10 protein-coding genes, 1 tRNA gene and 1 riboswitch are annotated in these 18808 nt (G+C 43.5%); of the genes, 6 read left to right on the top strand and 5 right to left on the bottom strand.

Annotated elements, in window-relative coordinates:
- Positions 1–2: 2 nt before the first annotated feature.
- Both csrD and ACED59_RS13905 read right to left on the bottom strand, forming a co-directional pair.
- Positions 3–2018 carry an RNase E specificity factor CsrD gene (gene csrD, locus ACED59_RS13910; RefSeq protein ID WP_017098880.1) on the bottom strand — a complete coding sequence of 672 codons (2016 nt, stop codon included), beginning with the start codon at positions 2016–2018 and terminating at the stop codon, positions 3–5.
- Positions 2019–2179: 161 nt separating this feature from the next.
- Positions 2180–2737, bottom strand: a complete 558-nt coding sequence (locus ACED59_RS13905; protein ID WP_009847868.1) for a single-stranded DNA-binding protein — start codon at positions 2735–2737, stop codon at positions 2180–2182.
- A 278-nt stretch (positions 2738–3015) separates the two neighbouring features.
- Between ACED59_RS13905 and ACED59_RS13900 the strand changes: the two genes are divergently transcribed.
- The 4 genes from ACED59_RS13900 (at position 3016) to ACED59_RS13885 (ending at position 9562) form a co-directional block, all read left to right on the top strand.
- Entirely contained in the window at positions 3016–3663 is a 648-nt protein-coding gene (locus ACED59_RS13900; RefSeq protein WP_009847869.1) for a LuxR C-terminal-related transcriptional regulator, read from the top strand.
- Between the two features lie 154 nt (positions 3664–3817).
- Entirely contained in the window at positions 3818–4690 is an 873-nt protein-coding gene (galU, locus tag ACED59_RS13895; RefSeq protein WP_009847870.1) for a UTP--glucose-1-phosphate uridylyltransferase GalU, read from the top strand.
- Positions 4691–4870: 180 nt separating this feature from the next.
- Complete coding sequence (gene uvrA / locus ACED59_RS13890; protein WP_017098879.1) at positions 4871–7702, top strand: excinuclease ABC subunit UvrA; 2832 nt, start codon at positions 4871–4873, stop codon at positions 7700–7702.
- Positions 7703–7798: 96 nt separating this feature from the next.
- Positions 7799–9562, top strand: a complete 1764-nt coding sequence (locus tag ACED59_RS13885; protein WP_017098878.1) for a PglL family O-oligosaccharyltransferase — start codon at positions 7799–7801, stop codon at positions 9560–9562.
- Between the two features lie 104 nt (positions 9563–9666).
- Here the strand turns inward: ACED59_RS13885 and ACED59_RS13880 are convergent, their stop codons facing one another.
- On the bottom strand, positions 9667–10806 hold the full coding sequence (locus tag ACED59_RS13880) for an alanine--glyoxylate aminotransferase family protein (protein ID WP_017098877.1): 1140 nt from the start codon (positions 10804–10806) through the stop codon (positions 9667–9669).
- A gap of 176 nt (positions 10807–10982) precedes the next feature.
- A riboswitch (Lysine riboswitch) is annotated at positions 10983–11160 on the top strand.
- A gap of 109 nt (positions 11161–11269) precedes the next feature.
- Here ACED59_RS13880 and lysC point away from each other — a divergent pair.
- The gene (gene lysC / locus ACED59_RS13875) at positions 11270–12637 is read left to right on the top strand and encodes a lysine-sensitive aspartokinase 3 (protein ID WP_017098876.1); all 1368 of its coding nucleotides are present in this window, start codon (positions 11270–11272) and stop codon (positions 12635–12637) included.
- A gap of 115 nt (positions 12638–12752) precedes the next feature.
- Here lysC and metH read toward each other — a convergent pair whose 3' ends face one another.
- Entirely contained in the window at positions 12753–16430 is a 3678-nt protein-coding gene (gene metH / locus ACED59_RS13870) for a methionine synthase (RefSeq protein ID WP_017098875.1), read from the bottom strand.
- 169 nt (positions 16431–16599) lie between these two features.
- On the opposite strand from metH, the gene ACED59_RS13865 reads away from it, so the two are divergent.
- Positions 16600–17880: a sodium:proton antiporter gene (locus tag ACED59_RS13865; RefSeq protein ID WP_017098874.1), complete on the top strand. Its 1281-nt coding sequence runs from the start codon at positions 16600–16602 to the stop codon at positions 17878–17880.
- A gap of 768 nt (positions 17881–18648) precedes the next feature.
- Here the strand turns inward: ACED59_RS13865 and ACED59_RS13860 are convergent.
- Positions 18649–18725, bottom strand: a tRNA-Trp gene (locus tag ACED59_RS13860).
- Positions 18726–18808: the final 83 nt, after the last annotated feature.

The following is an 18808-nucleotide window of genomic DNA, read 5'->3' as shown; positions in this document are numbered from 1 at the left end:
GCTTAACTATTACTCTTACGCCATCGATTTCTTCGACCGACTTTTACAACGGATTCAGCTTTCACTGTCTTTTCCCCTTGAGTAGGCAAGGGAATTATTTGTTGTTCTTCGTCGAAATATCTCCCTTGATAACCGTTAATGCCTAACTCTATCAAGGTATTCTTTTCTTGCTTTGTCTCAACTCCGACCGCGATCACTTCAGTTGGAGAATCACCGCATGCTCCAATCAGACTTCGAACAAACAGTTGGTTTTCATGCCTTTGATCGATTTTCTTTACCAAACTTCGATGAAGCTTAATATAGTCAACCTTCAAATCCTTGATATAATGAGTGCTAACAATGGTTCGCCCAGCTTGGCCAACCACCACTTTACACCCTAACCCTCGTAACATCTTCGCCACTGGTCGCATATAATCAAGGTGAGTAATTAGATGGCCTTCTGAAAACTCAAAAGCAAGCTGAGAACGATGCTGAGCAGAGAGCTGTAACAACTCACTTCTGAACCATTTAAAATGTGATTTATTTGCAAACGGAGTGACACTCAAGTTCACCGAATAATTGACAGGCTGTGTTGATACTTTCAGCGACTTAAACAAAACCGTCAAAACCGATTGATCCATTTGAGCTTGATAACCGACTTGTTCTACCGCAGACATAAAACGAGAAGATTTCAATAGACCTTTGTCTGGATCTTGAATTCTAATAAATATTTCTTTATGCAATTCATTAACTTGACCGGAATCCGGCATAAGATAACACCGCTGAGCAAAGATTACTAAATTTTCAGGTAGTAGGGCTTTATCAAGTAATGTTCTCCAGCGAACACTGCCTCTGTCTATCTCACTTTTATTTTCTTTTGGGTAACGGCTCCAGTTATTAATGCGCTCTAACTGAGCGCTCTTTAACGCTGTTTCCGTTTCATCCATGATTTGGCTATGGCGTTCACCTTCGACATACATTGTCACGCCAATATGGCACCAGTTATCTGACTCCAAAGGCTCCGGCGGAGTCAATTTATCTAATTGCCTTAAACATTGAGCAGCCAACGTCGCAATATCCTTTGTTCCTTGATGCGGAATAAACACGGCAAAGTCTGCTTCGTAATAGCGAGAAAAAATGACATCGGGATAACGCTGAACAATATTCGACAATACTTCACCAACTTCAATAATAAATCCGTCGGTGATCTGCTTGTCATTGGCATCTCGAACTTGTTCCCACTCGTCGATACGTATCAGTAAAACGCCTCCACGAGCGCCACTTTCATGCAGTACAGATTCAAGTTTGTTATCAAATAGTACTCGGTTGGCTGTACCAGTGAGCTTATCTAGAAAAGTATGGGTGCGGATAAAAGTATCAAAGCGACTTCGCTCTTGGCGTGCATCTTTCAACTCTTCAATCAGTACATCAAGCGCTTCACTTGCCGTATATGGCCATTCTCGCTCGTCCCCTTTTGAATGAGCCTCTACCTGCCCAGCAAGGATCATTCTCCCTCGCTCTTCCAAAATCTCTGAGCCCATTAACTGTTCTTTTAACCAACGAACACCACGGGCCAAACAAAAAAGGATCAATGCCACCGCCAAAGTAATCGACCACATAGCTTCAATCGAGTAGTTGTAACCAATATAAGGGGGGAGTGCTTTAAATTCGATTTGATAGCCTTCATTTCGATCTAAAATGAAGCTTCTTTCATAGAGACGGTTTGGATCAATTTGTGGGGAGGTATCTTTAAATCGGTAAACGATACCGGTTTTGTTTGAAAGCTTCATCTCAACGATATTGCTTGCCTGCAACATCTTCGGCATCCAACGTTGCATTGAATACGCAGCATCTGGATCTTCCATCTCTTTATCTACGACGTCAACAATGCCAACCAAATAATGATCTAAATATTCCTGTCCTATACGCTTAAAGGAGAGTGTGCCACCAATAAAAAGGATGAACATCGCACTGATCACTATCACGGTGACAAATGCGACCAATCGAGTGCTCAATTTTAGTGTCGGGGTATATCTCATGAATAACGAAATCCTTTTCAACTCACATTATACCGTATTGCTACTTATACTATAAATTGACGTTGTAAATAAAGCGTTAAGAATTGTAGGTAACAAAAAGCCGCGATGAACGCGGCTTCTTCCAATTTAATACTGCTTTTATAATATATTAAAAACAGTGCTTAAAATGGGATGTCATCATCAAAATCCATCGGCGGCTCATTATATTGAGGTTGAGCCTGCTGAGGAGCTTGTTGAGGTGCTTTCGGCTGCTGTTGAGCTGGCGCACTGTATTGTTGCTGCTGTTGTTGTGGCTGCTGTGGTTGCCCCCAACTACCTTGCTGTTGGTTGTTACCCATACCACCTTGGGCAGGAGCACCGCCTTGAGCACGACCGCCAAGCATTTGCATTACACCGTTGAAGCCTTGAACAACCACTTCTGTTGTGTAGCGATCTTGACCGCTTTGATCTTGCCATTTACGCGTTTGAAGTTGACCTTCAATGTAAACTTGGGAACCTTTACGTAGGTACTCACCAGCAACTTCCGCCAGCTTGCCAAACAGAGCAACACGGTGCCATTCTGTTTTTTCGCGCTGTTCGCCAGTTGCTTTGTCACGCCATGACTCTGACGTTGCAATGGTAATGTTCGCTACTGCACCGCCATTTGGCATGTAACGAATTTCAGGGTCATTACCTAGGTTACCCACTAATATAACTTTGTTAACTCCACGGCTAGCCATGATTTGCTCCGTCTAAATTCATAGTCTCAGAAAATTTTAGCGCACAAGAATAGCATGCTTTTCTGCAGTGATAAATCGCATTCCTATTCTCTCCTCACGACAAAGATTAAAAACGTAACAAATCATGATATTCAGAGCGATGTTGCTTTTTCCTCCACTTACAAACCACTCATTTACTTTGAGAGTTGATATTCAACGCAAGTCACATAAAAGGTGCTAGAGAAGTAAAAATGTGCATGACAACGTGAAATCTCATTAAATATAAACAGGACGTTTCAATGAGAAAATCTCGATACGCTCGCACTTTACACTTTCTGTGCATCGATCCGAGTGACACTTACCTACACGTAAAAGAAATCGAAAAACACTTATCCATTATTCTCTACAAAATGACACCAAGTGAATTGATGCTAGTTGATAGAAAGCAGAGCAATCGCATCTTACTCGTTGATTACAAAGAGGTACCACAGCTATTGGCTATTTGTCCTAACCTACCCGTGATGTGGAAGAATCATGAGATAATTTTATTCAATGTTCCTCTGCAACTTCCTACCTCAGAACTGCTGACCTATGGGGTATTAAAAGGACTCTTTTACAACACAGATCAAAAGGACAAGATTGCTCGTGGTCTTCAAGAAGTGATCGATGGTGATAATTGGTTACCAAGGAAGGTGACTAATCAACTTCTGTTTTATTATCGTAACATGGTCAATACCAATACGACCCCAACCAATGTTGATTTAACTATTCGTGAAATCCAAGTCATTCGCTGCCTTCAATCAGGATCATCAAATACTCAAATAGCCGATGACCTTTTCATTAGCGAATTCACGGTCAAATCCCACCTCTATCAAATATTCCGTAAGTTAGCGGTGAAAAATAGAGTCCAAGCTATTGCATGGGCAAACCAAAACTTGCTTGCATAACCGCTTCGCCTCTAATCTGACAATAATAATGAGGGAAGCTCGAGTAATCATAGGTATTGTTGCTGAATTTTCGACATAACATATGCTAGAGTTGCCCTCAGAAATATCAACAAATCAGTTGAATCAATAATTATTATAGATAAAGGGTCTTATCATGATCAAAAAGTGCCTTTTCCCGGCAGCTGGCTACGGTACACGCTTCCTACCAGCAACTAAATCAATGCCTAAAGAAATGATGCCTGTTGTGAACAAACCTCTGATTGAATACGGCGTTGAAGAAGCCATCGAAGCAGGTATGGATGGTATGTGCATTGTTACAGGCCGTGGTAAGCACTCATTGATGGATCACTTTGATAAGAACTACGAGCTTGAGCACCAAATTAGCGGTACCAATAAAGAAGACTTGCTAATCAATATTCGTGAGACGATTGAAGCAGCAAACTTCACCTACATTCGTCAACGCGAAATGAAAGGTCTAGGTCATGCTATCTTGACGGGGCGTGAGCTTGTGGGTGATGAACCGTTCGCGGTTGTGCTTGCTGATGACCTTTGTGTGAACGAACAGCAAGGTGTACTGACTCAAATGGTTGCATTATACAAGCAATTCCGCTGTTCAATTGTGGCAGTACAAGAAGTTCCTGAAGAAGAGACTCACAAATACGGTGTTATCTCTGGCGAGATGATCAAAGATGACCTGTTCCGTGTCGATGACATGGTAGAAAAGCCAGAGCCAGGCACTGCTCCAAGCAACCTAGCGATCATTGGCCGTTATATCCTGACCCCAGATATCTTTGAGCTTATCGAGCAGACTGAACCAGGCAAAGGCGGTGAGATCCAGATCACTGATGCATTGCTGAAACAAGCAAAAGCAGGCTGTGTATTGGCTTACAAATTTAAAGGCCAACGTTTTGACTGCGGTAGTGTTGAAGGCTACATCGAAGCAACAAATTACTGCTTTGAAAACCTATATAAAAAAGATCAACAACAAATCGAGCTAGGTAAGCACTCAACGACAAAAGAAGCTTAATCGCTAATTTTGGCTTACTCGCTGTTTAGCTATTGAGTTGTTTAACAGCACATTAAATGATTCCAAGGGTGACTCAAAAGAGTCGCCCTTTTTTATTACTGTTTTTTTATCCAGTAAAACTTTGCACAAATCTCACTCTATGTAATACTTTAGCCACTTAAAATTACATGGTCTGTTGAGATGGATAAAATAGAAATTAGAGGCGCTCGTACGCATAACCTCAAAGACATTAACCTAACCATACCTCGTGATAAGCTGACGGTTATCACTGGATTATCAGGTTCAGGAAAATCGTCACTTGCGTTTGATACCCTCTACGCAGAAGGTCAACGTCGTTATGTTGAGTCTTTATCGGCCTATGCTCGTCAATTTCTATCTCTCATGGAAAAGCCTGATGTCGACCACATCGAAGGTTTATCTCCAGCCATCTCCATCGAACAGAAATCAACTTCTCACAATCCTCGTTCAACTGTGGGTACTATCACTGAAGTCTATGACTATCTTAGATTACTGTACGCGCGAGTTGGTGAGCCGCGCTGTCCTGATCACAATACCCCTCTTGCAGCACAAACCATCAGCCAAATGGTCGATAAAGTCTTAGAGCTACCGGCTGGTTCAAAGATGATGCTGTTGGCTCCAATAGTCAAAGAACGTAAAGGTGAGCACGTTAAAACGCTTGAGAACCTAGCGGCTCAAGGCTTTATTCGTGCCCGTATTGATGGCGAGACCTGTGATTTGTCCGACCCACCAACATTGGAACTGCACAAGAAGCACACCATTGAAGTTGTCGTTGATCGCTTTAAGGTTCGCCCTGATCTTCAACAACGTTTAGCCGAGTCATTCGAGACTACATTAGAGCTATCTGGTGGTATCGCAGTTGTCGGTTGGATGGATGATAAAGAACAAGAAGAGATCGTGTTCTCGGCTAATTTTGCTTGTCCAAAGTGTGGCTACAGCATGCAAGAACTTGAGCCTCGCCTATTCTCATTCAACAATCCTGCTGGTGCATGTGGTACGTGTGATGGACTTGGTGTTCAACAATATTTTGACCCAACTCGAGTAATTTTAGATGAGAACCTAAGCATTGCAGAAGGTGCGATAAAAGGCTGGGATCAGAAAAATTATTACTATTTCCAAATGCTGACATCGCTATCAGACCATTATGGTTTTGACCTTTATGCTCCGTTCAACTCTTTACCAAAGAAAACTCAAGAGATCATCCTCAAGGGCTCTGGTAGAACTGAAGTTGAATTCAAATACATCAATGATCGTGGTGATATCCGAGTCAAGCGTCACCCCTTTGAAGGTATTTTAAATACGCTGGAACGCCGTTACCGCGACACTGAATCTAGCGCGGTGCGTGAAGATCTTGCCAAGTACATATCAACGAAGTCATGCTCTAGCTGTGATGGTACGCGTTTAAGATTAGAAGCTCGAAATGTCTTTATTGGTGACACCACACTGCCTGAAATCGTTGAGCTCAGCATTGCCGATGCACTGCAATTTTTCCAAGAATTAAAGCTAGACGGTCAACGTGGACAAATCGCAGATAAAGTGATGAAAGAGATCAATGACCGACTGCACTTCTTGGTTAACGTAGGCTTGAATTATCTGAACCTATCACGCAGTGCAGAAACACTGTCTGGTGGTGAAGCGCAAAGGATTCGTCTCGCAAGTCAAATTGGTGCCGGTTTAGTTGGCGTCATGTATGTGCTAGATGAGCCATCAATTGGCCTCCACCAGCGTGATAATGAACGTCTACTACAAACTCTGGTTCACCTAAGAGATTTAGGAAATACTGTGCTTGTTGTTGAGCATGACGAAGATGCGATTCGTTGCGCTGACCATGTTATCGATATCGGCCCAGGCGCAGGTGTTCATGGTGGCCACGTGGTGGCAGAAGGTACCATGCGAGACATCATCGAAAATCCGAACTCTTTAACTGGGCAATACCTGAGCGGCGCCAAAGAAATTGCGATACCAAAACAAAGAACGCCTATCAACAAGAAAAAGGTCGTCGAGATCGTTGGCGCGACAGGGAACAACCTAAAGAATGTCACTGCGACGATTCCTGTTGGCTTGTTCAGCTGCATTACGGGTGTATCAGGGTCAGGTAAATCTACGCTAATCAATGATACCTTCTTTAAAGTCGCCCACACTCAATTAAACGGTGCAACAACTGCAGTTCCGGCGCAACACAAAAAGATAAAAGGCTTAGAGCATTTCGACAAAGTAATCGATATTGATCAAAGCCCTATCGGTCGAACACCAAGATCGAATCCTGCAACCTACACTGGTATTTTTACACCAATTCGAGAGTTATTTGCAGGTACACAAGAATCACGATCTCGTGGCTACAAGCCAGGTCGATTCAGTTTTAACGTTCGTGGTGGTCGCTGTGAAGCGTGTCAGGGAGACGGTGTCATCAAAGTAGAGATGCATTTCTTGCCAGATGTGTATGTACCGTGTGATGTGTGTAAAGGTAAGCGTTATAACCGTGAGACCCTAGAGGTCCGATACAAGGGTAAAACCATTGACGAAGTTCTAGATATGACTGTCGAAGATGCTCGTGAATACTTCAGCCCAGTGCCCGTTATCGCTCGTAAGCTGCAAACCTTAATGGATGTTGGCCTTTCCTACATTCGCCTCGGACAAGCAGCGACAACCTTATCTGGTGGTGAAGCGCAACGCGTTAAATTAGCGCGTGAATTGTCTAAAAGAGACACGGGGAAAACCTTATACATTCTCGATGAGCCAACAACAGGCCTACATTTCCACGATATCCAGCAACTGTTAACGGTATTACATAGATTACGTGATCACGGTAATACGGTTGTCGTGATTGAGCATAACCTAGACGTCGTCAAAACAGCGGACTGGATCCTAGATCTTGGCCCTGAAGGTGGTCAAGGAGGCGGTGAAATTGTTGCAGAAGGTACACCTGAAGATGTGGCGTTAGTCGAAGGTTCGCACACTGCTCGCTTCCTTAAGCCTATGTTAAATTTGAAGTAGGTGTAAAATAGCGCCCTGCGATCAGACAGAAAAATGTTAAAGTAACAGAGCTTGTTTCAGAAGGAACAAGCTCTGTTTTTATAAGGTTAGGGATTTATGGCAACAATACATACTAGCGGTACCCAGCTAGAAAATCAGAGAACTCAGCTTCCACTTAACAAGGCATTCCTTGCCTCTCTAGCTGTTGTATTCTTATTAGCCATGCATTTTTTCATGCCTAATCCTGGAGGCTCAGGCCTTGCTTTATCCTTTAATCCAACCACTTGGTTAGCTCTTAGCTTTACGTTGGCGATTGGCTTCTACCAGCTTGCAACTAACCGAGCACTCAAATATTCAAAGTTAACCGTTGGCTTGCTAATAAGCTGCGTGATACTGACGTTGCCCATTATTTACAGCAACGCCTCTCCTCAAGCCTCATCAGGCCGGCTACTTGGATTGTGGGCGGGCTTTACATTATTCGTCGTGCTGCAACAATTTAAGTTCAGCAATAAGCACAAGCAGCGCATGTTGTGGTTTATTGTGCTTGCTGTTGTCATACAGGCACTATTTGGCTATGTGCAATATTTCCTATTAGAACCTGGCAACCTATTTGGCTACAACACTGCTGCAAACCGACCATATGGGATATTCCAACAACCTAATGTAATGGCAAGCTTTCTTGCTACTGGTTTTGTGCTGTCAGCTTATCTTTTAGCAAGGCAACCAACTAAATATAATCACCAAATTAGCGAGTCGCTTCTACTTTATTTAACACCAGCCTTAACCGTACCTTTGCTGATCATCATCGCATCACGTACCGGATGGTTGGCTGCCGTCATTGGGTTTGTATGCATTCTGCCTTATCTATACAAGTTCTCGACCAAGAAACGCTTCTACGGGTGGTGTGCATCAGTGGTAGTCGGTATCGTCGTCGCCTTTTCGGTAATCAGCCTCAGCGCAACTGATAGTTTCGCCAGTAAAAAAGCAAACTTAGAAAGTCCACGAGCTTATACCTTTCCACAAGCGCTCGATATGATGATCGAAAAGCCATTTACCGGTTATGGCTACGGAAAATTCGAATCCGAATACACGCTATACACAGCCCGCCAACATCAACTTAACTCAAATTATCATCCCGGCCTTCCTTCAATGGATCACCCACACAATGAGTTCCTGTTTTGGGGGGTTGAAGGCGGAATAGTACCAATCATCGGGATCTTGATTGCTGCAGTGTTGGTGATGTCACGCATAGCAAGCTCAGCGAAAGGAACACGTCTAGCACTACTTGCGCTATTCATACCTATACTCTTACATTCTCAGCTTGAGTATCCTTTTTACCACTCGGCGATTCACTGGATAACCTTTATCATTTTGATTTACTGGGTCGACCAACGGACTTCTCGCCACTATCAGCAGCCGTTTAGTATCGTCAGTAAAATCCTATTCAGAGTGTCGAGCTTAGTCGTTCCTATCTTAGTGAGTTTTTACATGCTGAGTGCCTTACACACCAATTATGTGCTCACTAAATTTGAAATGTCTAAGCCGAAAAACCCAGATATTCTTAAGCAGGTAACGAACCCCGTAGTATGGAAAGATCGCTATGATTGGGACGTGTACAGTACCTATCTAAATATCGGCCTCTACAAAGCTGATCCTAGCCTGATCCAACCTTATATAGATTGGTCATTAGAAATCATAAAGAGTAAGCCAAGGCCAGCTTTCTACAGCAACCTGATTCTCGCATATCAAGGATTAGGAGATCACAGCAAGGCAGAACAAATTCGCAGTGAAGCGAGCTTCTTGTTCCCAAATCGAGACTTTTCCAAGGTTCAATATAAGAAAATATCGGAAGCTGAAAACAACATTTCTTCTGCTAAATGATGCCAAGGAATCTAGAGTTAATTCACCATATTGACGTTTAGTCTAGACACAAAAAAGCGCACGATCTCTCGTGCGCTTTTCTTTTGAACTTGAGTTTATTACCGCTATTTTAAAACGTCTTGCAACGCTTTTAAGCACAAAGCGACATTCTCTTTTCGAGCGCCATAACCCATTAAACCAATACGCCAAGCCTTGCCAGCCAAAGAACCAAGTCCTGCGCCAATTTCAAGGTTATATTCTTCTAGAAGTTGTGTTCTGATTTTGGCTTCATCGATTCCTTCAGGGAAATAAAGCGCATTGAGCTGCGGAAGACGACTCTCTTCATCAACCACAAACTTTAATCCTAGTGCTTCTACGCCTTCTTTAAGCTCTTGGTGCATCGCATGGTGACGTGACCACGCATTGTCTAGGCCTTCATTTTTCAACAAAACCAACGACTCGTGCAGAGCATATAGGCTGTTCACAGGCGCAGTGTGGTGATAGCTACGCTTACCTTCTCCACTCCAATAACCTAATACCAAGCTCTGATCCAAGAACCAGCTTTGTACGGGAGCTTGACGTGCTTTCATTTTATCGACAGCACGTTGAGAGAACGTCACGGGAGATAAACCAGGTACACAAGACAGGCACTTCTGACTGCCTGAATAAACCGCATCGAGTTGCCATTCATCAACCAACAATGGTACACCACCTAATGATGTCACCGCATCCACAATCGACAATGCATCAAACTGACGAGCTACTGCTGAAATAGCTTGAGCATCCGATAACGCGCCAGTAGACGTCTCGGCATGCACAAATGCGACAGCAACAGCATCGGGGTTTTCTGCCAATGCCTTTTCTACCTTTTCAACTGAAACGGGCTTACCCCACTCGTCATCAACAAGGATGGCTTCACCACCGCAGCGAACAACATTCTCGCGCATACGCTCACCAAAAACACCGTTACGACAAACAATGACCTTTTCACCAGGCTCAATCAAATTAACAAAACAGGTTTCCATGCCCGCACTGCCTGGAGCAGAAACAGCAATCGTAAATTCATTCTCTGTTTGGAATGCATACTTAAGAAGTTGTTTAAGCTCATCCATCATCGCAATAAATAGCGGGTCGAGGTGACCAATGGTTGGACGGCTTAAGGCCTGTAAAACTTGAGGAGAAATGTCTGAAGGCCCCGGCCCCATTAACGTTCGGTGTGGCGGATAAAAGCTATCGATAGCAGCAGTGAGTGTTAAATTAGACATGTATATCCCTTACGTTAATGTTGTGAACAGTCCACCCTAAAGCAAATTGATTACCTCAGCAATTAGCCATAAGTATTGAGGTCAAACCAGTGTCACATAATTGTTAAAATTATTTTTCAATTATCTCACGTTACGGATTGACATTATTTGCGCAAACACGTTCAATGAAATGGCTATCTAGCAGAAGAGGAGCACTGCCCAGGCAGGTGTTTTGTGGAACCGCATTTCCAATACAAAACATTCATGGGGAGCAGTGCCGAGATAATAAAAGGATGCAGGACCTTTATTATCGGTTGAGCGGGCTGAATCCCGTTAACTGTCGCCATTTCTATATGGTGAAGAGCTTCTGAGGTTACTATTCTAATAATTCCTCTCTTTTTTGCTCTAAAACTCTCTTCGAAAAACATCGGACGTTGGATTACCCAACAGTAATTTTATTTTAGGAAATCGTGGGAGATATATCGTGAGTGCATCTAATGTAGCTGGTTCTTTTAATGTCGCTAAGTTTGGTGGAACAAGTGTTGCCAACTTTGAAGCAATGAGCCGTTGTGCTGCCATTATTGAAAACAACTCAAATACGAAACTGGTCGTGAGTAGCGCATGCTCTGGCGTGACTAACCTGCTTGTTGAACTCGCGAATGGTGTTCAAGATAAAACTCGTCGCCAAGAACTAGTGACACAGTTAACCGACATTCATAATACGATTCTTGCTCAGCTAGCTGACCCAATTAGCATTGAAAAAGATGTGCACTGTATTCTGGATGATATAGCGAGCGCTGCAGAAGCCGCATCATTCCAAGCCAGTACCAAACTCACCGATCACCTAGTGGCATGTGGCGAACTGATGTCGACACATATCCTCGCTCAAATCATTCGCGAACGTGGTACACCAGCGGCTCGTTTTGATATCAGAGAAGTGATGCGCACCAATGATGATTTCGGTAAAGCAGAACCACAACTGGAAGATATTGCAGCCCTTGCACAGCAGAAACTGATTCCACTTTGCGAAGAACAAGTTGTCGTTACCCAAGGTTTTATCGGTGCCGACAGCGAAGGTAACACCACAACGTTAGGTCGTGGCGGCAGTGATTATTCAGCTGCACTGATTGCGGAGTCGGTACAAGCGATTGGCTTAGAAATTTGGACTGATGTTCCAGGCATCTACACCACAGATCCGCGCATCGCATCGAAAGCATCTCCTATCCCAGAGATCAGCTTCAGTGAGGCATCTGAGATGGCAAACTTTGGCGCGAAAATATTACACCCTTCAACTCTGGTTCCTGCACTACGCCATCAAATCCCTGTTTTTGTCGGCTCATCAAAAGCACCAGAGCTTGGTGGAACATGGATTCGTCAACAAGTTGAAAGCTCTCCTCTGTTCAGAGCGCTTGCCCTACGCTGCAACCAAACCATGGTTACGCTACGCAGCGCTAACATGTTCCATGCCTATGGTTTTTTGGCAAAGGTATTCGAGATCCTGGCTAAACATAAGATCTCAGTCGATCTTATCACTACCTCAGAGATCAGTGTCTCACTTACTCTCGATCAAACCGATACCTCTGGTGGTGCTCCTGAGTTACCTGAAGCCGCTCGCCTTGAGCTTGAAGAGTTGTGTTCCGTAGATATTGAGCACGACCTATGCCTTGTTGCTCTTATTGGTAACAACATGAGCGAAAGCAAAGGCTATGCAAAGCAGGTATTCGGCACTCTAGAAGATTTCAACCTACGTATGATTTGTTACGGAGCAAGCCCACACAACCTATGCTTCTTACTAAATGAATCTGTGTCTAAGTTGGCGATTCAAAAACTTCATCAAGAGTTATTTGAGTAGATAGTCCGTTTCTCATCGACAGATAAATAACTAAATTACAGATACAAAAAGGGTTGCTATTAAGCAACCCTTTCTCTTTTTTACGTTACGAATCAAAGCTCGTTATAGATTCAAACTAGTTAATGTTTGGGCCTAACCACTTCTCAGCTTCCAACATATCCCAACCTTTACGGTCGGCATAGCTATCCACTTGATCCTGTTGAATCTGTGCAATCGCAAAGTATCGTGCATCAGGATGTGAAAAATACATACCAGACACTGAAGCACCAGGCCACATCGCGTAGCTCGTCGTTAGTGACATGTCGATCGCTTTTTCAACCTCCATCAACTCCCACAACGTACCTTTTTCTGTATGTTCTGGGCAAGCAGGGTAACCTGGAGCGGGACGAATACCTTGGTACTTCTCACGAATCAAATCGTCGTTAGACAAATTCTCATCCGGCGAGTAGCCCCAAATGTCCTTTCTCACTTCTTTATGCAGGTATTCAGCGAACGCTTCAGCCAATCGGTCAGCAACCGCCTGAATCATAATCGCGTTGTAGTCATCACCGTTAGCTTTGTATTCATCAGCAAGCTCTCGTTCACCGATACCACCGGTCACCGCAAAGCCACCAATCCAATCCGCTTTACCGCTATCTTTCGGTGCAATGTAATCAGACAAACAGTAGTTAAAGCCTTTTGGCTTTTCGGTTTGTTGACGAAGGTTGTGCAAAACCTTTAACACTTCAGTACGAGATTCATCGGTATATACCTCGATATCATCGCCAACACTGTTGGCAGGGAACATCGCACACATCCCACGAGCTTCAAGTAACTTCTCTTTCTGTACTCGATCCAATAAATCATTGGCATCTTTGAATAAACGTTTCGCTTCCTCGCCCACTTCTTCATGATTAAGAATTGCAGGGTATTTACCGACCAATGACCATGTCATAAAGAATGGAGTCCAGTCTATGTACTGGCGCAAAGTTGCCACATCAAAATCATTAAAGATGTGAACTCCCGGCTTAGCGGGTGCCGGTGGCGTATAAGCATCCCAATCGATAGCAACTTTATTAGCACGCGCTCTTTCAAGAGTGACAGGCTTAGTACGTGGTTTTTTACGATTGTGCTGATCTCGAACGCGATCGTAATCAATATCCAACTTCTCGACAAATGCAGGTTTCAGTTCGTTAGATAGTAGAGAGGTACACACACCAACAGCACGTGAGGCATTATTTACGTACACAACGGGCTCGGAGTAGTTCTGTTCAATCTTAACGGCTGTATGCGCTTTAGATGTGGTTGCTCCACCGATCAGAAGAGGCAGCTTAAAGCCTTGTCTTTCCATCTCTTTGGCCACATGTACCATCTCATCCAGTGAAGGAGTGATCAAACCCGAAAGGCCAATGATATCGACGTTTTCTTCCTTAGCGACCTTAAGGATTTTTTCACATGAAACCATCACGCCTAAATCGATAATTTCGTAGTTATTACACTGCAAGACAACGCCCACAATATTTTTGCCAATATCGTGAACATCGCCTTTTACGGTCGCAAGTAAGATTTTTCCGTTAGTTGCACCTACGTCTTTGGTTGCATTGATAAATGGCTCTAGATGGGCTACCGCTTGCTTCATAACACGTGCAGATTTCACCACTTGAGGAAGGAACATCTTACCTTCACCAAAGAGGTCACCAACCACATTCATACCATCCATTAATGGGCCTTCTATCACCTCGATAGGGCGAGAGGCATTAACACGAGCTTCTTCGGTATCTTCAACAATAAAGTCGGTAATACCTTTCACTAAGGAATGCTCTAAGCGTTTTTCTACTGGCCAGGTACGCCACTCTAAAGCAGATTTATCTTCAACTTTTCCAACTGCACGCTCTAGATATTCAGTTGCGATATCTAGCAAGCGCTCAGTGGAATCATCTCGGCGGTTTAGAACCACATCTTCAACGGCTTCACGTAAATCCTCAGGGACATTATCGTAAATCTCTAATTGCCCAGCATTTACGATGCCCATATCCATACCGTTTTTAAAGCAGTGGTATAGGAATACTGCGTGGATAGCCTCACGAACGTAGTTATTACCTCGGAATGAGAACGAAACATTCGATACACCACCAGAAATCATCGCATGAGGTAAGTCTCGTTTGATGTCCCCTACAGCTTCAATGAAATCGACCGCATAGTTGTTATGCTCATCAATACCTGTCGCCACAGCAAAAATGTTCGGGTCAAAAATAATATCTTCAGGTGGGAAGCCCACTTCATCAACCAGAATATTGTAGGCATTAGTGCAAATCTCAACCTTACGCTCTCGAGTATCAGCTTGGCCAACTTCATCGAACGCCATCACGATAACGGCAGCACCATATCGGCGAACCAGTTTCGCTTGTTCGACAAACTTCTCTTTCCCTTCCTTCAATGAGATCGAGTTAACGATGCCTTTACCCTGAATACATTTCAGACCCGCTTCAATAACTTCCCATTTTGAAGAGTCGACCATGACTGGCACTTTCGAGATCTCAGGCTCAGACGCACATAGATTAAGGAATTTAACCATACACGCCTCAGCGTCTAGCATCCCTTCATCCATGTTGATATCGATAATTTGAGCGCCATTCTCAACTTGCTCTCGAGCCACACTCAAAGCTTCATCATATAGCTCTTCTTTGATAAGGCGCTTAAAGCGAGCAGAGCCCGTAACGTTAGTTCGCTCACCCACGTTAACAAACAGAGATTCCTTGGATATCGTCAATGGCTCTAAACCAGAGAGACGACAAGAGACGGGTAAATCTGGTAATTGGCGCGGTGTTACACCTTCAACGGCTTCAGCCATTTGGCGTATATGTTCTGGCGTCGTACCACAACAACCACCAATTAAGTTCAAGAAACCACTTTCAGCCCATTCCTTGACGTGTTCAGCCATATCTTCGGGAGAAAGGTCATACTCACCAAATGCGTTAGGTAAACCCGCATTAGGGTGTGCAGAAACATGACATTCGGAGATACGAGACATCTCACCGACATATTCGCGCAATTCATCTGGACCTAATGCACAGTTCAATCCAAATGAGATAGGTTTTACATGACGAAGGGCATTATAGAATGCTTCTGTTGTTTGTCCGGAAAGCGTCCGACCAGATGCATCTGTGATAGTACCGGAGATCATAACCGGTAAAATGATACCTACTTCTTCAAAGACAGATTCAACCGCAAAAGCACACGCTTTCGCGTTTAACGTATCGAAGATAGTTTCAATAAGAATTAAGTCTGAACCGCCCTTGATAAGCGCCCGAGTCGATTCAGAGTAAGCCTCAACAAGTTCATCAAAGCTAACATTACGATAGCCCGGATCATTAACATCTGGAGAGAGAGAACAAGTTCGGTTAGTTGGACCTAACACACCCGCCACGAAACGGGGTTTATCAGGAGTCTTCACTGTCCATTCATCTGCCGCTTCACGAGCCAACTTAGCAGCAGCATAGTTAATTTCTTCGCTAAGACTTTCCATATCATAGTCGGCCATAGCGATGGTTGTAGCGTTAAAGGTATTGGTCTCGAGGATATCAGCACCGGCTTCCAAATACTCCATATGGATATCTTTGATAAGCTTAGGCTGCGTAAGTACCAAAAGGTCATTGTTACCTTTTAAGTCACTATGCCAATCAGCAAATCGCTCACCGCGATAGTCTTGCTCTTCCAATTTATAATCCTGAATCATGGTACCCATACCACCATCAATCAGTAAAATTCGTTGCTTCAACAGAGCGTCAATCTTTTGCCTTACATTACTTCCCACGATACAACCTCATTCCTTTAATTATCTCTCCATCCTACCACACATTCAAAAGGAGTCTAGACGTCTAAAATATGAAGTAAATGACCAAGTCATGACAAAAAAATGTTTGCTATTTGAGCATGAGACAACGAGAATTAATATTCATATTTTGTTACATATTGAGTTCCCAATGTCGGTCTATTACACCTTATGCTTCTTGTCCGCTGCTGCCATGCTTATTGCTTTCGTTAATACCAAAATTGGTAAAATGCAGACAACCATCGCCATCACAGCTGGTTCAATGATGCTATCTCTATTGATTATCATTGCGGGACAAAACAATTGGTTCCAATTGGCTGACATCGCCTCAGAAACCGTTGCCAGTATCAATTTTGAAGACTTCCTCCTGAAAGGAATACTGGGATTCTTACTCTTTGCAGGTGGTTTGGGGATTAAGTTACCTAATCTAAAAGATCAGAAATGGGAAATAACGGTACTCGCTCTTGGTGCTACACTATTTTCGACATTCTTTATTGGCTTTGTACTTTATGGATTCTGTCAATTTATCGGTATTCAATTTGACCTAATTTATTGCTTACTGTTTGGTTCTCTAATCTCTCCAACCGATCCAATAGCTGTATTAGCAATAGTGAAGAAGCTCGATGCTCCCAGACGAATCTCTACTCAAATAGAGGGAGAATCTCTATTCAACGATGGTTTTGGCCTAGTCATCTTCGTAACCCTATTTACCATTGCGTTCGGCACAGAAGCACCGACTGTAGGTAGCGTGACCTTGTTATTCGTCCAAGAAGCTATTGGCGGTATCGTCTACGGATTTGTTCTAGGTTTGATATTCCACTATCTAATCAGCAACACAGATGACCACTCGATGGAGTTGCTATTAACCATCGGTATTCCTACAGCTGGTTATGCTTTTGCAGAGGTTCTGCATGTATCTGGACCATTAGCAATGGTGGTATCTGGTATCATGATAGGCAACTGGACACGCTTCATCGGATTTTCTAAGGAAAGTGAGGATCACCTAGACCATTTCTGGGAATTAATAGATGAGTTCTTAAATGGCGTACTATTCTTATTGATTGGTATGTCTATGCTGCTATTCAAGTTCCACCAAGAAGATTGGATTTTGATGGCGTTCGCAGTCCCTCTAGTATTGAGTGCACGCTACCTCAGTGTGTTCTTGTCTTATATTGGATTTAAACGTTTTAGAACTTACAACCCATGGTCGATTAAGATTCTAACTTGGGGTGGTTTGCGTGGTGGCTTAGCTCTAGCCATGGCACTTTCAATCCCTTCAGGTATCTGGGTGATTGAAGACAAGGCAATCGATGTAAAAGAGATTATCCTCGTCATGACATACGCTGTTGTTGTGTTCTCAATCTTAGTCCAAGGTTCAACAATTACTCCTATGATAGAGAAAGCGAAGCAAGCTGAGAAAGAGCTAGATTAACATCTAAATAGATCAACCGAGGCCGCCTACTGTAGGTGGCCTTTTTTATACCTAATGAAAGTCAGATCCACCGATTTCTTTACTGCACGCTAGCTGAAGGAACATAGAGCTTACCTTGGGTAGTTGATGTACTATTATTGGAGTACTCAAAAACTTAATGTAGGGGGAACATTTAATTTGGCCAGAACTATTTCAGGAAGTTAAGCCACGCAGATAATTCATTCTTATGCGCACTCGCTAGTCTACCTAATAAACCACCCTCAAGTTTTATAAGCATAAATCGAAAGGCTTGAACCTTTCACCTGAAAGCTGAAATAACGAGACTTAACATCTCGTTGCTATAGCCTTATTTATTAGCAGAACAACAGAGCAAAATGAGTGTTGAGCAGATAGATATAGCTAAAGGAGTACTCGGGGCTTTTAGCGTTGCTTCTAAAGATGACAGGAATAATAAAGGCTCTAGCACTTCTGCCGGAACGCGCAGTCTAGATCCTTATATATGGCAGGGCTCGAATGAGCCAGCACTCCGGAGATTCGACCACACTGGTGAGCTAAAAGCGCCTAGTTATCCAAACATAGCTTCGAAGAAGCAACAGACGTAAAAAAGCCCTAGCATTTCTGCTGAGGCTTTGTATGTGGCAGGAGTAGAGGTTTAGACTCCCAACACGCGCTATTTTGGCAAGCTGGGGAATCCGCAGCTTTGCTAATGGCGTATAATTAGCTTCAGAAAGCAAAAAGGCTCTAGCATTTCTGCTAGAGCCTTAAATATGGCAGGGGTGGAGAGATTCGAACTCCCAACACGCGGATTTGGAATCCGCTGCTCTGCCAATTGGAGCTACACCCCTATTTCAGTTTTAAAGAGCTGAACCTCTGAATAAGTGGCGGAGTGGACGGGACTCGAACCCGCGACCCCCGGCGTGACAGGCCG

It is taken from the genome of Vibrio sp. FF266 (assembly GCF_041439695.1).
Classification (GTDB): domain Bacteria; phylum Pseudomonadota; class Gammaproteobacteria; order Enterobacterales; family Vibrionaceae; genus Vibrio; species Vibrio tasmaniensis_A.
Note: the sequence above shows the minus strand (reverse complement) of the source record. Positions and strands in the feature narration are given on the sequence as shown.

Excerpts from the sequence above, each read along its gene's own strand:
- csrD (WP_017098880.1), bottom strand. The coding sequence starts at position 2,018 with ATGAGATATACCCCGACACTAAAATTGAGCACTCGATTGGTCGCATTT.
- ACED59_RS13905 (WP_009847868.1), bottom strand. The coding sequence starts at position 2,737 with ATGGCTAGCCGTGGAGTTAACAAAGTTATATTAGTGGGTAACCTAGGT.
- ACED59_RS13900 (WP_009847869.1), top strand. The coding sequence starts at position 3,016 with ATGAGAAAATCTCGATACGCTCGCACTTTACACTTTCTGTGCATCGAT.
- galU (WP_009847870.1), top strand. The coding sequence starts at position 3,818 with ATGATCAAAAAGTGCCTTTTCCCGGCAGCTGGCTACGGTACACGCTTC.
- uvrA (WP_017098879.1), top strand. The coding sequence starts at position 4,871 with ATGGATAAAATAGAAATTAGAGGCGCTCGTACGCATAACCTCAAAGAC.
- ACED59_RS13885 (WP_017098878.1), top strand. The coding sequence starts at position 7,799 with ATGGCAACAATACATACTAGCGGTACCCAGCTAGAAAATCAGAGAACT.
- ACED59_RS13880 (WP_017098877.1), bottom strand. The coding sequence starts at position 10,806 with ATGTCTAATTTAACACTCACTGCTGCTATCGATAGCTTTTATCCGCCA.
- ACED59_RS13865 (WP_017098874.1), top strand. The coding sequence starts at position 16,600 with ATGTCGGTCTATTACACCTTATGCTTCTTGTCCGCTGCTGCCATGCTT.